The following is a 15,326-nucleotide window of genomic DNA, read 5'->3' on the forward strand; positions in this document are numbered from 1 at the left end:
GTGCGGCGCTTTGCTTTGAAAAAGCAGGTCGAAATTTTTGAAATTTGGCCGCTTAATTGAGCCAAAGGTGGATCAAGGCGGCTTCTGGCGTCTCTAACCCGCCATTTTCAACGCCCCCCGCCCATAATGCCGACCCCGCCGCATAAGCGCCCGGTTCTAACCCGCCCGTCGTGCTCTGGCTGACAGCGCGGATGCGTTTGCCGTCTGCGATCGCGGATTTCAGGACGTCATAGAGCGCGGGATTGTTCATTGCGGTCCCTGCACCAAACACCCGCAACACCGCGCCGTCCAATTCGGACAGCATCGCGGAGAGGGCGGCGATGGGAAAATCGGGCGTCAACGTCACGATGGCGAGACGTTTCGCGTCGAACTGACGGTGGGTAGGGGCGGTCAGCGGTGCCTGCGGGATATGGCGGAATGCATCGTCCGCGTGGCTGTCGTATTTTGTCAGGCCATCAGCGGGTAAAAGCTTGCCCGCAAAGGATAAATGCACGCCCGCGTCGCTGTGGTTCAGCGCGGCATCAAGAGCGAGATCGAGGTTTCCTTCGGCATCGCCGCCCATGTTCAAGGGTTGCATCGATCCGCACAGAATGACCCGACGGTCCAGCCCCGCCAGCGCTTGCGACAGAGCTGCGCCGGTGAAGGACATCGTGTCGGTGCCATGCGTTACGAGCGCGGGCATATCGGGGTGATTGGTCAACACCGATAGAATTTCGTTCCAGTGATTTGGTCCAACATCGGCCGAGTCCAAAAGCGGATCAAAAACGTGCTGATGCAAGGTCACGCCAGTGGGTAGCCGCGCCGCGATTGCGTCCTCGACCACGCCCTTTTGCGGGGCGAGGCCGTTGGCCGTGGGCACCATGCCGATGGTGCCGCCAGTATGTATCAAAAGTAGGTCCATATCTATCACTAGCCTGATCGAGCGCGGCTCGGCAATCCGTCAAAACAGCTCATGCCATTGGGTGCCGTCGTAACATCGGAGCTTTGCTGTTGTGTCGTCGAAATAGAGCATGCCAGCGGTGGGTGAAATTGGGGCCGTCGCGGGTGTTAAGGTTAATGCCTGAGATAAGGTGACGTTGCCATTGGCCGCCTCTACTGAAAGGGCAGTCGTCCAAGTGCTGCCATCTGCACTGACCTTGACCGCAAAGTTGTCCGTTCCCGCGAGGCCCATCTCGGCGCGGCCCGACCAATTCGATTGGAAAAGGAGGCTGGCAGTGTCGGATGGGGTGGCCTTGTTCACCTTCACCTGATGACCCGCACCCGCATGGTTCAAGAGCACCGCGTCAGAGGAAATCGACAGGCGATTGGTGCTGTCGGCAGAGGCGTTGATCCCGAGTTCGGGGAGGTTGTTGAGCGCAGACTGATTGCGCGCATCCACCCAAGTTCCGCCAGAATAGAGCCTAATATCACCACTCTCGGTCGTCGCTAGCCACCCGTTTTTCGGGGTGACATAGACCCAGCCGCCGTTCTGAAACACGGCGAGTTGTCCCGCGTTGCCGACCCAGTCGCCAGTTGGAGTTTGACTAATCTCGTAGCAGTCGCCTTCGGTCGGGCTGGCAGGCGGATTGGTCGCGTCGAATTCGCTGACGACGAGCTGCACAACGAGGTCGAGACGGTCGAGGGCATCGTTGTGGGTGACGTGTTTCTGCGCCTGAGCGGGCATCAGATAGGGGAGCGAAAGGGTGGCGGACGTATCGGGCATAGGGACCTCTGGGGCTGAAATTTTCACCAACATTAAGGTTTAATTCCCAAGGTTCGGCTAATGCGGCGTCCGCTCTGGTAAGGGCCTGTTAACCTTGATTGTCTTTTTATGGCGCATGTGGTCGGGTAGGAATTAACCATGACGGAAGCGCCAGAAAGATTGCCTTATGAGTCCCTGCTGGCCGCTGGCTATTGGGGCGCGCCGTTTGTTGTGGAGCGTTTGCTCTATATTCGGGAACGACTGTTCTCTCGTCGGGTTGAACGACATCAATGGCGTCCGTTGAACGGCGTTCTAATGGGGGATCGGACACGGCCTAACCACGCAAAACCGCCTGCGATCCTCATAGGAATGCACTGGTTTGCCGTGGGCGGTGCCGAGACGCTCGCGCGGGATTGCATCGAATGGGCGCAGGATTTGGGGCTGCAGGTGTTCGTCGTGGCCGAGCGATCAGGGGGCGTTGCGCCCGAGGGTGTGAAGGTGCTGGATTGGCATGATCGACCCCGATCAGAGTGGGGCGGACTCGTTCAAGATATTGTTTCAAAAGAAAATATCGTTGCGGTTCATATCCATCATTGCGTCCCCCTTTACGCCGCTTTGCCTGTGATCCGTCGCAAGCTTCCGCGGGTGAGGATCTATGATAGCACGCATATTATGGAGCATATGGACGGTGGGTTCGTTCGGATTTCAGGGGTGTGGAGCAGGCAACTTGATCGGACGCATGTGATCAGTCGGAAGTTGGTTAACTTTTATCGAGATCGGTTTGATCGCCCTGTTGATCTTGGGCGGATGATAGAATGGAGAAGGGCTAAGCCCGTTCGAATGCAACCTCAACAGACCGCGCTGCGGGTCGCCTTTGTCGGGCGGATGGCCTACCAAAAGCGGCCTGTGACAGCGCTTTGGGCGATGGCTCGGTTGATGCGGTGGGGGCGAAAGAACGGTGTGGACCTGCGGTTCGATATGGTGGGCGAGGGTCCGTTTTTGCGGTTTGTTCACCAGATTGCGGAGGCCAAAGGTTTGTCCGATCGGATTACATTTCATTCGAGCGGCGCGGATGTTCGCGGGGTGTTGCAGGGCGCGGATATCTTGATCCTCCCATCCGCGAATGAGGGCCTCGCGCTTGTGGCGATTGAGGCGGTTGAAGAAGGGGTGATCCCGATTGCCACCGATGTCGGTGCGATGGGTGAACTGTTGACGCAAGACCTGTTGACGCCGCCCGAGCCTGCGCAGACTGTTCGGGGGATAGTGCGCATCGTGGACCGTTTGTGGCGGGATGGGGCGTTTTTGCAAAAACAGGCTCTAACTTTGCGGAAAAACCTTGAAACTCTTGTTGCGGAGCCTTCTGCGAAGGATGTGATTACGGGATATTATAGCGAGGCGATGGAGGCCAAATGACCAAACTTGCCGCTGTCATCGTCACCCATAATCGGGAGGATAAACTGGCGAAGGTTCTGGCCGCGCTGCATGGTCAGACGCGTGTGCCCGATGTGATTTATGTGGTCGATAATGCCTCGACGGATCATACAGCTGAGGTCGCAACGGGCGTCGAATATCTGCGTTTGAAAGAGAATATCGGCGGGGCGGGTGGCTTTAACCTCGGGCTGAAACGCGCCTATACAGATGGCGCTGATCTGGTTTGGGTCAGTGACGATGATGCATATCCCGAACCGACGGCGATTGAGCGGCTCGAACAGGCTCTAACCCAGTTCGAAACGGACACGGGACGGCGCGCGCCGTTTGCCTGTTCGTGGGTAAAATGGATGGATGGGGGGCATTGCGAGATGAACACGCCTGCGCCCGTTTGGGATTGGCCGCGGTTTTATGCGCCTGACGCGCCGGTGTTCCTCGTGTCGTCTTGTTCGTTCGTGTCCTGCCTGATCCCGCGTTGGGCGATTGAGGCGCATGGGCTGCCGATTGTGGACTATTTCATTTGGTATGACGATGCGGAGTATACGCAGCGTTTGGCGCGATCCCATCCCGGTCTATTCGTGCCCGGAAGCGTGGTCGTGCACGATTTGCCTGTTAACCAAGGAGTGAATTACGGGTTGATCACGCGGGAGACGCTCTGGAAATTCAGGTACGGAGCGCGGAACGAAACTTCGGCGCGGCTACGGATGATGGGTTGGGCTGGCGTGGCAGAGTTCTGGCTACGGGCACACCGACAGATGCGCGGATCGTCGTGGCGCTTTCGGCGGGCGATTTATGCTGCGTTTTGGCGCGGGCTTTGGTTCCGACCAGAGATTGAGAGGGTCAAATGAGCCATCGTTTTGATGCCACATACCCCAAACTCAAGGGCTGCATATTCATTGTGACTTACGGGCGCAGCGGGTCGACGCTGTTGCAGAACCTGTTGATGTCGATTGATGGTGCGACGATCCGTGGTGAAAACCATAACGCGATGGAGTGTATCTGGGGCGCTGCACGGCGGGTGCGGATGACGCGATATTCGTGGGGTGAGGAGCTGCGCGGTGCTGAACATCCTTGGCATGGGGCCGATCAAATGCGGCCTGTGAAGTTCGGGGCGGCCTTGGTCGATGCCTTTGTCGAAAACGTGCTGACACCGCCCAATGATGCACGTTGGTTCGGGTTTAAGGAAATCCGTTACAACGCCTTGGGCGATGATTTCCCGATGGTCCTCGATTTTATGCATTATCATTTCAAAAACGCTCGGTTCATTTTCAATACGCGCGACGTGGATCAGGTGGCGCAGTCGGGGTGGTGGAAAGACTGGGATCGCGAAGACGTGCGCCGTTTGGTCGAAGGCATGGATGCACGGTTTGCGGATTACGCGGCGCAGTATCCAGAGCGAGCGATCGTCACGAATTACTCGGAGTTTTGCGATGATCCTGCTGGATTAGAGCCTGTTTTTAACTGGCTGGAGGAGCCGATTGATACGGCTAAAACGGCAGCGGTTTTGGCGCGGCGGTTGGACCATTAGTGATAAGTATTAATTATCACAACAATCAGAATATCTAATTTTTACTTATTCTAAACTCTCGTTAGGCTTGCACCAGATCGGCGGGGATGAACCCGCGCCCAGACCTATGATGGAGAGTGTTATGGACGGAAATACTGGCGGTAAATGCCCTGTTATTCATGGCGCGATGCCCAATGTGCGCAATGATCGCCGCGGGAATCGTGATTGGTGGCCAAACCAGCTGAACCTGAAGGTGCTTCATCAGAACCAGCCTGCGGGCAATCCAATGGACCCCGACTTTAACTATGCTGAGGCGTTTAAGTCGCTTGACCTCGACGCTGTAAAGGCGGACTTGACCGCGCTGATGACCGATAGCCAAGACTGGTGGCCTGCGGACTACGGGCACTACGGTCCGTTCTTTATCCGTATGGCGTGGCACTCTGCGGGCACCTACCGCACGGCTGACGGTCGTGGTGGATCGCGGTCGGGCACGCAGCGTTTTGCGCCGCTGAACTCTTGGCCGGATAACGTGAACCTCGACAAGGCGCGCCGTCTGCTATGGCCGATCAAACAGAAATACGGCAACGCGCTGAGCTGGGCGGATTTGATGATCCTTGCGGGCAACGTTGCGATTGAATCGATGGGCCTGAAGCCGTTCGGCTTTGGCGGCGGTCGTGAGGATATCTGGGAGCCGGAAGAAGACATCTATTGGGGTCCAGAGGCAGAGTTCCTTGCTACGTCGGACAAAGAAAACAGCCGCTATTCGGGTGATCGCGAGTTGGAAAACCCGCTGGCAGCGGTTCAGATGGGTCTGATCTATGTGAATCCTGAAGGTCCAGATGGGACGCCTGATCCTGTCGCCTCTGGCCGCGACGTGCGCGAAACCTTTGGCCGTATGGCGATGAACGATGAGGAAACCGTTGCGCTGGTTGCCGGTGGTCACACCTTCGGTAAATCGCATGGTGCAGGTGACGCGGCGCATGTTGGTGCTGATCCAGAGGCTGCATCGATTGAACAGATGGGCTTTGGCTGGGCGTCGAGCTTTGGCTCGGGCAAGGGCGCCGACACAATCAGCTCTGGTATTGAGGGTGCGTGGAAGCCGAAGCCGACCACTTGGGACATGGGCTACCTTAAGGTCCTGTTCAAATACGATTGGGAACTGTGCAAGTCGCCAGCAGGTGCGCACCAGTGGCACCCGATTGATTGCGAAGACGAAGATATGGTCGTTGATGCGCATGATCCGTCGAAAAAGCATCGCCCGATGATGACGACCGCGGATATGTCGATGAAAATGGACCCGATCTATGGGCCGATTTCGAAGCGGTTCCTCGAGAACCCTGACCAGTTTGCAGATGCCTTTGCCCGTGCGTGGTTCAAGCTGACCCACCGCGATATGGGGCCGAAAGCCTGCTATTATGGTGCTGATGTTCCTGCGGAAGATCTGATCTGGCAGGACCCGATCCCAGCCTGCGATCATGAGGTCGTAAACGCGGCAGAGATCGCTGATCTGAAAGCCAAGATCTTGGCCTCTGGTCTGTCGACCCGTGAACTGGTGCTGACGGCATGGGCGTCTGCCTCGACCTTCCGTGGGTCTGACCTGCGCGGTGGTGCCAACGGTGCGCGCGTTCGTCTGGCGCCGCAATCGGGTTGGGATGCGAACGAGCCTGACCAATTGGCAAAGGTTCTGGGCGTTCTCGAAGGGATCAAGGCCGAGTTTGAGGCTGGTGCTAAGAAGGTATCGCTGGCGGACCTTATCGTGCTGGCAGGTTCGGCTGCTGTTGAACAGGCTGCGAAGGCGGCGGGTCACGCGATTGAGGTGCCGTTCACCCCAGGACGTATGGACGCGAGCGCAGAGCAGACCGATGCAGAGTCCTTTGATCCGCTGGAACCGCTGAGTGATGGCTTCCGCAACTATCAGCAGCGCCAGTTCAGTGCTTCGGCTGAGGAGCTGCTGGTCGATAAGGCGCAGTTGCTGACCCTTACCGCACCAGAGATGACGGTGTTGGTCGGTGGTATGCGTGCATTGGGCGCAAACCACGGCGGGACCAAGCATGGTATTTTGACAGAGCGCGAAGGTCAGCTGACCAACGACTTCTTCGTCAACCTGCTGAGCATGGATACCGCGTGGGTGCCTGTGGACGGCGATCAGCTGTTCGAAGGCCGCGACCGCAAGACGGGTGCTGCGAAATGGACCGCGACCCGCGTTGATCTGGTCTTTGGCTCAAACTCGCAACTCCGCGCCCTGTCCGAGGTTTATGGGCAGGACGACAACGCTGGCAAATTCGTTGCCGACTTTGTCAAAGCATGGACCAAGGTGATGGAACTGGATCGGTTCGATCTGAAGTAACGAACGAAAGGCCGGTGGAAACACCGGCCTTTTTCAAAACAGGTAGATGTCGTCGATTATGTCGTTGGCATCTTCCCAATCTTCGAGGGTCAGTGTGTTCCCTCCGCCGAAATCCCAAAACAGCGCGGTGTCGAGTTGGATTGCCATATCGGCGATCTCTTGAGCTGAAAGACCGTCGAGACCGAGTGCGGCACTGTCTAAGGACAGGCGATCCACGTCGTTGAGGAAATCCCCGATCCGATCATTGCCTGCATCGTAAACAAATGTATCAAACCCTTGGCCGCCGCGCATGAGGTCGTCGCCCGCGCCGCCTGACAGTGTGTCATTCCCCGTCGCGCCAAAGAGTTGGTCGTTTCCGTCCATCCCGTAGAGCGTGTCGTTGCCTTCGTTTCCTGCAAGGAAATCATTGCCTTCGCCACCGCGCAGCAGGTCGTTCCCGTCCCAACCATGCAGGGAGTCATCACCAGTAAAGCCATAGAGCTCGTCATCGCCAGACCCGCCGATGAGGATGTCGTTGCCTTCTTCTCCCGCAATGAAATCGTTATCCGCGCCGCCGTGGATGTAGTCGTCCCCTTCGCCGCCGTTCAGGATATCGCGGCCTCGGTCGCCAAAGATGCTGTCGTTGCCAGCCTCGCCGTAGATCCGGTCATGACCGATGTAGCCGTAAAGCTGGTCATCGCCATCGCCGCCGTAAACCGTGTCGTTGCCCCAGCCCGCGCGCACATCGTCAGCACCACTGCCTGCATTGATCACATCGTGGTTTAGGTTGCCGAACAGGTGGTCGTCGCCCGCGCCACCGTTGATGGTGTCATTGCCTGATAGTCCGCGGATCGTGTTGGCGTATTCATTGCCATTGATCGTATCCGCTGCCGTGCCGCCGATCCCGTTTTCGATCACGGCGCCATAGGCGATTGAGACGTTGCCGTCATATCCGCCGATGTTGGAAAACGCCCCATCATTAAGGTCGAGGAGTTGGCTTGTCGTAAAGCCTGACAGGTCGATGGTGTCCGACCCGCTCCCGTCCCAAATGCTGAGGAGAGGGGACGCGTTGGTCGAGAAATCAAACACGCCACCGACATTCGAGTTAAACCCGTAGACAGAGTCGCCGCCGTTCGTTGCCGTGTTCACTCCGTAAAGCATTTGCAGCGCGTAAATGTCGTAGAGCATGAATGTCTGCGGATAGAGCCCCATGCTTTGCATGGTGTTGGCTTCGTCGAAATAGCTCATCACCGAATATTGGTGGCTGTCCGAGATGAACTGAGCGGCTGATGAATAGGTGATCGTCGTTCCCGCGACCACGTCATAATCACCAGGGTGGGACAGGCCGATGGCGTGGCCGAATTCGTGCAAAAAGACAAAGTAAGAGTAGCTGCCAACGTCGAGTGAACTGGTCGATACCCAGCGGTTATTCACCCATAGGTCACCCGCCGCATTTGAGGCAGCGGTGCTCCCCGGGAAATAGGCATAAGCCCCTGCGCCGTCGGTTGATGACGTGTAGCCAGCCAAGAGGATCGTGGCATTGTTCGTGGTTCCGCCTGTGGCGACTTGGGTCAGCGTCAGGTTTGTGAGGCTCGCCGCGTAGGTTACAACTTCGGTCGCTGCATCCATTTGGGCGGCGGAGAGTTGGGAAAACGGGGCCGCTTTGCCGTCTGCGTCTAGCGCAGTGCCACTGTTCCGAAATCCCCACGTGACATTCGCGCCAGTCGCGGGGGCGCTGGACCACGTAGAATCCGAACGGATCAGCGCCGATGACCCCATCGCGAGATCGTAGTCCGCCTTGGTTCCGATGGCCAAAGACACAGCATAGTCGCCGCTGCTGCCACCATCGTAGCTGCCCGCAGCGAGGTAATAGGTGCCCGTTGTTGTGGGGGTATATGTCAGGTTGGAGTAAAGACCGGGGCCGCTGTCATCGTCGACCGTAATATTGGTGCCGTTCGAGGAATAGAGGGTTAGGTAGGTATCAGACACAGCAGCCGACTGTGTGCCCAAACCCGCCATTGCAGCAGTATAGGTTGTTCCAGCAGTTAAAGTGACCTCTATCCAGTCTTCGTTATTTTGGGCGAGGTAGCCCACAAAGTAATCACCCACAGAGATCGCATAGGGCGTCTGTGTCGATGCGACGGCATCGTTGGTTTCGGTGACATAGGCCATTGGCATCCGCGACTGGATTGTACGTACACTCCAGTAACTTATACGGCGCTTTGTTAATGACTGCCAAACGCAGAAGAGCAAACTTTAGTTTATTCGGGTCAATCTTCCGCGATTGGATGATTAATCTTGTTCTGCGTAATGTTTGCGTTTCGACATTTTGCCTAAGCCCGGATTGAGGCTGTTGGTTGGGTCGATGGATTTGTAGAAGTTGGCGAGGTCGGGTTTCGCCGCGTAGAGGTGGCCGACGTTGTGTTCGGCTGGGTATTCAGCGCCGCGTTCATCAATCAGTTTAAGCATCGCAGTTTTGATCGCTTTGACGTCAGCACCCGCTTTGACCACGTAATCCTGATGCATGACGTGGCACATGAAGTGACCGTAGTAGAGGCTGTAGGTCAGGTATTGCGAAATCTCAGACGGGAGTCGTTCGAGGAAATCCTCGTCGTTTCGGCGCAGCGCGATATCGAGGGCGATGATGTCCTCGACCTCGGCGGCGTGGATCGCTTTGTATCGGATCGCCGCGCCCGCCGCGGCAAAGCGGAGGAGGCCTGCCATTTTCGCTTCGCGCGGGTTGCATTCAAAGAACGACAGACGGCCTTCACTCGCCATCGTGTCGAGGAGCGCGCGTGCCTCGGCAATGCCGTCGTCGCGCATCTTCAGGATCAAGTGGTGTTCGTGTTTGGCCCGCATATTGCGGAGCGATGCAGGCAGGATGTCAGGCCAAATGCGCGACAAGGTCTGCATGAACTGGTCCGTGAAACGGCCCATGAACGGCACTTTTGCCAGTCGCGCATCGACCCAGCCTTTGATCGCAAAGAACATGGGCAAACGGTCGGTGCCCAGCTTGTCGATCATGACCATCGTGTCTTTGCCGTAGCGGTCAGAAATGTCGAACACATCGGCATGCATGTATTCGGCGCTGACGGGCAGGGAGGCAAAATTAGACAAGATCGCACGGCGCAGATCGGTCAGCGCGGCGGTATCATCGGTGCCGATGTAGAAGGTGCGCTCTGACGCGTTCTTTTCAAAGGTATCCAGACGGACGGCAAAAACAGCGAGCTTGCCCGCGCAGCCAGCGGCCTCATACAGGCGGCGTTTGTCAGCGTTAAAACGGGCAGGGGTGTCTGCGGTGACATCGCGGACACGGGTCACGTAATCGGTGTCTGACCCTTTGCGGTTCGTGTCGTCGATGTCGGCCTCAGTAAAAGAACCGGATTCCAAACGGGTCAGGATCTCTTGGGCTTTGTCGCCCAGATTGATCCCGAGGTGGTTCACAAGTTCGAGCGTTCCATCCGCCGTTATCTGCGCGTAGAGCGCCATTTCAGTGTAGGACGGGCCGCGTTCGACGAGTGAGCCGCCAGAGTTGTTGCAGACACCACCGACGACAGATGCGCCGATGCAGGACGAGCCAATCACCGAATGGGGTTGGCGGTTCAGCGGGTCGAGGAGTTTCTCGAGCGCAAAGAGCGTTGCCCCCGGGAAGCTGATCACCTGTTTGCCGTCACGGATTAGACGCAGACCATCCATGCGGCGGGTGTTCACCAAAACCACGTCACGGTCATAGGTACCGTTCGGGGTGGACCCTTCGGTCAGGCCCGTATTCGCGGCCTGCATGATGACGATCTTATCGGCGGCCACGCAGGCTTTGAGGATTTCCCATTGCTCAAGCAGGGTCGCAGGTTGGACAACGGCTAGAACCTCGCCTTCGCCAGAGCGGAACCCTTTGCGGAACCGCTGGGTTGCGCGGGGAGACGTGAAAATATGACGACGTCCAACGATCCGACGTAGTTCAGCGAGAAGCGCGCGGTTGTCCATTTTCAACTCCGGTTAGCGGAACCGTAAATTTTCGCGGGACAGTTGGCTGACCGAGGTCACGCCCATCAGTTTCATCCCGCGTTCGATTTCGGCTTTCATCAGGCCAAGCGCGCGTTCGACACCTGCCTGTCCAGCTGCGGCCAGAGGGTAAAGGTAGAACCGCCCGCCGCCAACAGCCTTAGCGCCCAGCGACAACGCCTTTAGCACATGGGTGCCGCGCTGAATGCCGCTGTCCATGATAACGTCGATTTCGTCCCCGACCTCGTCCACGATTTCCATGAGCTGATCGAAGGGCGTGCGCGACCCATCCAGCTGGCGGCCACCGTGGTTCGACAGGACAATGCCAGTGCAGCCGATGTCCACGGCGCGGCGGGCGTCCTTGGCGGTCATGATGCCCTTGAGGCAGAACTGACCGTCCCATTCTTGCACCATTTCCGCCACGTCGTCCCAGTTCATTGACGGGTCGAGCATGTTCGAGAAGTAGTTGCCGATCGACGAGGCGCCACCGCCCATGTTCACGAATTTATCCAGCTGCGGCATCGCGAACTTTTCGTGGGTGACATAGTTGATGCCCCACATCGGCTTCATTGCGAATTGCATCATCCCGCCAAGTGTCAGGCGGAAGGGGATGGAAAATCCGGTGCGCAGGTCGCGTTCGCGGTTGCCGCCGGTGATGCTGTCCACGGTCAGCATCATGACGTTCACTCCGCTTTCCTTGGCGCTTTGCATCATGGCGCGGTTCAGCCCACGATCCTTGTGGAAATAGAATTGATAGCACTGCGGGTTTTTGTGTTTGGCCCGCATTTCCTCGATGCTGACGGTGCCCAGAGAGGACACGCCGAACATCGTGCCGTATTTTTCTGCTGCTGCCGCGACAGCGCGTTCCCCCTCGTGATGGAACAGCCGCTGGAGCGCGGTCGGCGAACAGTAGATCGGCATGTCGAGCTTCTGGCCCATCACCGTGACAGACATATCCACGTCCTGCACGCCGGTCAGAACCGAAGGCAGCAGGTCACAGCGATCAAAGGCGGCTGTGTTTTGGCGATAGGTCACCTCGTCATCGGCAGCCCCGTCGATATAGTTGAAGATCGGACCGGGCAGACGACGGCGGGCAAGTTCGCGGAAGTCGTGGAAGTTGTGGCAATGGGCCAGACGCATTTTTCAGGCTCCGTTAATAAGCGACAGAGGGCAGCCAGGTGGCAAGCTGTGGCCAGAGGTAGACCAGCATAAGACCAGTCAGCTGAAGCAACACGAAGGGGATGATGCCTTTGTAGATGTCGACCAGGCGGATTTCTGGCGGGCAGACACCCTTGAGGTAGAAGAGCGCAAAGCCAACAGGCGGCGTGAGGAAGCTGGTCTGCAAGGTTACAGCCACCATGATCACGAACCACAGAAGTGCGGGTTCATCGATTTCACCAAACCCCGGAATATCGAGGCCGAGGCCATTCACGATCGGGCGCATCAACGGCAGAACAATCAGCGTGATCTCGATCCAATCGAGGACGAAGCCCAAGAGGAACACGAGGAACAGGATCATAAAGATCGTGCCTTCGGGACCAAAGCCAGCGCCGCGAATAATGCCTTCGATCAGTTCGTCGCCGCCCAGTTCGCGCAGCACGTAAGAAAACACCGTCGCACCAAGGAAGATCGCAAAGATATAGGCCGTGGTGTTGAAGGTGGACTTCAGCACGTTGACCAGTTTGCGCAGGGTGAGCTTGCGGTAGAGCATCGCAAGGAGGGTCGCACCCAATGCACCAACGCCAGAGGCTTCGGTCGGGGTGGTGAGGCCAGCAAAGATCGAACCCAGCACCGACAGGATCAGAAGAAGCGTCGGGATAACGGCGATCAGAACGTCTTTCACGGCGGCCCAGTCAGGGCGGACAGCGCCTTCGGGAACGGGGGCGAGGTCGCGATTAATTAGGGCGACGACAAAAATGTACACCAGATACAGACCACCGATGATCACGCCCGGGAATACGGCAGCCATAAAGAGGTCACCAACCGACAGTGCCATTTGGTCAGCCATAATCACCAGCATGATCGACGGCGGGATCAGAATACCCAGCGTGCCAGAGGCAGAGACCACACCAGCGGCCAAACGCGGGCTGTATTTCTGCTCCATCATCGTGGGCAGGGACAGGACGCCCAAGAGGACGACCGATGCACCGATGATACCAGTGGAGGCCGCAAGGATAATGCCGATCAGCGTCACAGTGATCGCAAGACCACCGCGCACGGTGCCGAACAAACGCTGCATAGAGCGCATGAGTTTTTCAGCCACGCCGCTTTCGTCCAGCATCAGGCCCATGAAGATGAACATCGGCAGCGCCACAAGGATCGGGTTCGACATCGTGGAATAGACACGGTTCACGGTCGCGCCCAAGGTCAGATAGTCGAGGCCGGTAAGCGTACGCTTGAGCCCTGTCCACGCCATGAAATTGTTGTCGAAGAGGTAGGCGATACCACAATACATCACGCCCACACCCGCCAGCGTCCACGCAACGGGGAAGCCCGTGAACAACAGCATGATGAAGGTCAGGAACATCGCGATAACGAGCTTTTCCTCGGTGTATTTGACAAGGAACGTCAGCGCGACAGTGACCGCGATAAAGATAACGAGGGTGACGAGGATGGTGCGGAGGCTGCCGCCTTCGCGTTCGTCTGCGTAGTTCATCCAAAGCGCGTGAATGTCGTGGATCAGACGTGCGACCGCAGCGAGCGCCAGAAGGCAGAAGCTGATCGGGATGATCGCTTTAAACGCCCACCGATACGGCAGACCCAAGGGGCTAGAGGACCGTTCGTCAACGCGGAAGCTCTCGTAGAAATAGTCGTAGCCTTGGTCGATCATCAGATAGATGAACGGGAACAAAAGGCAGAGGATGCCGATGACTTCGATCACGCGCTGACCACGGCGGGACACCTGCATGTGCAGCACGTCCACACGCACGTGGCTATCGGTCACGAGGGCAAAGGAAATGCCGATCATCGTCACCAACCCGTAGAAATGCCATTGGATTTCATCGAGTTGTGGGAAGTTCTGGTTTAGCACGTAGCGGAAGGCAACCTGCGTCACGATCGCGAGGATCAGCAGAACGTTGGTCCACATCACGACCAAACCGACGCTTTTCACAACGCTGTCTAGCGCGTTTGCAATCGGCTGAATGTCGCGGTCGGGGTGCTCTTGAAGGGTTTCATAAACCTCAACGGGGTCTTCGGACGAATGGATAGTATTCGACATGGTTCCTCCTCCTTGGAAACGTGCGGAAAAGGGTCAGTGACCCCGTAGAATTGTTCGGAGATGTGGTGTGGGAGGGCCTCCTCGACCCTCCCACGATTGTGACTTACCGCGGCAAGAACGCGTTTTCTTTCCAGATCTGGTAGCCTTCGCGGAACTCGTTCATGTCAGCCAGAACTGCTGCGAAGAATTCGTCGTTTGCAGCTTGTTCTGCAGCGACTTCTTCCCAACCAGCCTTGAAGGTGTCGAGCATCTCTTGGTTCCACTGACGGATTTCGACGCCGTTGTTTTCGACGTTGTCCATCATGACCGAGAACTGCATCGCTTCGCCTTCTGCAAAGGAGTCAGCCATGGATGCTTTACAAGCGCTTTCGATGATTGCGCGCTGGGTGTCCGACGCTTCGTTCCAAGTGTCGCCGTTGATCAGAAGTTCAAAGACGGTAGCTTGCTGGTGCCAACCCGGGAAGTAGTTGAACTTCACCAGTTTGTAGAAGCCGAGACGGGTGTCCACGGCGGGCAGCGAGAATTCGGTTGCGTCGATTGCACCGTTTTCCAGAGCCGAGAAGATTTCACCACCCGGCAGCAGCGAGGTCGCAACGCCGAGTTTCTGCATGACTTCACCGCCGAGGCCGAAGAAGCGCATTTTCAGACCTTGCAGATCTTCGGGCGAGTTAACTTCGTTTGCGAACCAGCCCGAGGTTTCAGGTGCGGTTATTGCGCAAGGCAGAACGTGAACGTTGTAGCCAGCATCATCATACATCTGCTGATAAAGGGTCATGCCGTTGCCGTAGTAGAGCCACGCCATGTATTCGCCAGCTTCGGGGCCGAACGGAACAGCCGAGAACAGCGGTGCCGCTGGGATCGAGCCCGCCCAGTAACCGGCAGTGGTGTAGCCAGAGTTGATTTTGCCTGTCGAGACAGCTTCGAGGATTTCGAACGGCGGAACCAGTTCACCCGGCTCATAGACGCGCATCCGCAGGCTACCGCCCGACATCAGTTCAAGCTGTTCAGCAACGCGTGGGATCGGCGAGCCGAGACCCGGAAGGGCGGTGTTAAACGCAACAGGGGTTTTGAGCAGGATTGGGTCGTCTTCTGCCATTGCGGCGGGCGCTGCGAGTACCAAAGCGGATACAGCGAGTGCGGTGAATTTATTCATTGTCTCTCC

The 15,326-nt window shown here is 57.3% G+C and carries 11 protein-coding genes; 4 read left to right on the plus strand and 7 right to left on the minus strand.

Annotation, left to right across the window (positions count from 1 at the left end; translation table 11 throughout):
* Positions 1–52: 52 nt before the first annotated feature.
* Positions 53–901 (minus strand): asparaginase domain-containing protein, encoded by an 849-nt coding sequence (locus AC1QQ2_RS07265; RefSeq protein WP_479712638.1) that lies wholly within the window; start codon positions 899–901, stop codon positions 53–55.
* A gap of 39 nt (positions 902–940) precedes the next feature.
* Positions 941–1,702, minus strand: a complete 762-nt coding sequence (locus AC1QQ2_RS07270) for a DUF2793 domain-containing protein (protein ID WP_479712639.1) — start codon at positions 1,700–1,702, stop codon at positions 941–943.
* A gap of 138 nt (positions 1,703–1,840) precedes the next feature.
* On the opposite strand from AC1QQ2_RS07270, the gene AC1QQ2_RS07275 reads away from it, so the two are divergent.
* From AC1QQ2_RS07275 to katG, 4 genes are all read left to right on the plus strand, one after another.
* Positions 1,841–3,094, plus strand: coding sequence for a glycosyltransferase family 4 protein (locus AC1QQ2_RS07275; protein ID WP_479712640.1), 1,254 nt, complete (start codon positions 1,841–1,843; stop codon positions 3,092–3,094).
* Positions 3,091–3,957 carry a glycosyltransferase family 2 protein gene (locus AC1QQ2_RS07280; RefSeq protein ID WP_479712641.1) on the plus strand — a complete coding sequence of 289 codons (867 nt, stop codon included), beginning with the start codon at positions 3,091–3,093 and terminating at the stop codon, positions 3,955–3,957. Before AC1QQ2_RS07275 ends, AC1QQ2_RS07280 begins: the two co-directional genes overlap by 4 nt.
* Positions 3,954–4,637, plus strand: a complete 684-nt coding sequence (locus AC1QQ2_RS07285; protein ID WP_479712642.1) for a sulfotransferase — start codon at positions 3,954–3,956, stop codon at positions 4,635–4,637. Before AC1QQ2_RS07280 ends, AC1QQ2_RS07285 begins: the two co-directional genes overlap by 4 nt.
* A gap of 121 nt (positions 4,638–4,758) precedes the next feature.
* Positions 4,759–6,963, plus strand: a complete 2,205-nt coding sequence (katG, locus tag AC1QQ2_RS07290) for a catalase/peroxidase HPI (protein WP_479712643.1) — start codon at positions 4,759–4,761, stop codon at positions 6,961–6,963.
* A 33-nt stretch (positions 6,964–6,996) separates the two neighbouring features.
* Here katG and AC1QQ2_RS07295 read toward each other — a convergent pair whose 3' ends face one another.
* The 5 genes from AC1QQ2_RS07295 to AC1QQ2_RS07315 form a co-directional block, all read right to left on the minus strand.
* Positions 6,997–9,114 (minus strand): M10 family metallopeptidase, encoded by a 2,118-nt coding sequence (locus tag AC1QQ2_RS07295; protein ID WP_479712644.1) that lies wholly within the window; start codon positions 9,112–9,114, stop codon positions 6,997–6,999.
* Positions 9,115–9,234: 120 nt separating this feature from the next.
* The gene (dld, locus tag AC1QQ2_RS07300; protein WP_479712645.1) at positions 9,235–10,926 is read right to left on the minus strand and encodes a D-lactate dehydrogenase; all 1,692 of its coding nucleotides are present in this window, start codon (positions 10,924–10,926) and stop codon (positions 9,235–9,237) included.
* A 12-nt stretch (positions 10,927–10,938) separates the two neighbouring features.
* The gene (locus tag AC1QQ2_RS07305; protein ID WP_479712646.1) at positions 10,939–12,084 is read right to left on the minus strand and encodes an alpha-hydroxy acid oxidase; all 1,146 of its coding nucleotides are present in this window, start codon (positions 12,082–12,084) and stop codon (positions 10,939–10,941) included.
* A gap of 13 nt (positions 12,085–12,097) precedes the next feature.
* On the minus strand, positions 12,098–14,164 hold the full coding sequence (locus AC1QQ2_RS07310; RefSeq protein WP_479712647.1) for a TRAP transporter large permease subunit: 2,067 nt from the start codon (positions 14,162–14,164) through the stop codon (positions 12,098–12,100).
* Positions 14,165–14,267: 103 nt separating this feature from the next.
* Entirely contained in the window at positions 14,268–15,317 is a 1,050-nt protein-coding gene (locus AC1QQ2_RS07315) for a TRAP transporter substrate-binding protein (protein ID WP_479712648.1), read from the minus strand.
* Positions 15,318–15,326: the final 9 nt, after the last annotated feature.

Origin of the sequence: Aestuarium sp. (assembly GCF_023253315.1) — a bacterium.
GTDB lineage: Bacteria > Pseudomonadota > Alphaproteobacteria > Rhodobacterales > Rhodobacteraceae > Marivivens > Marivivens donghaensis.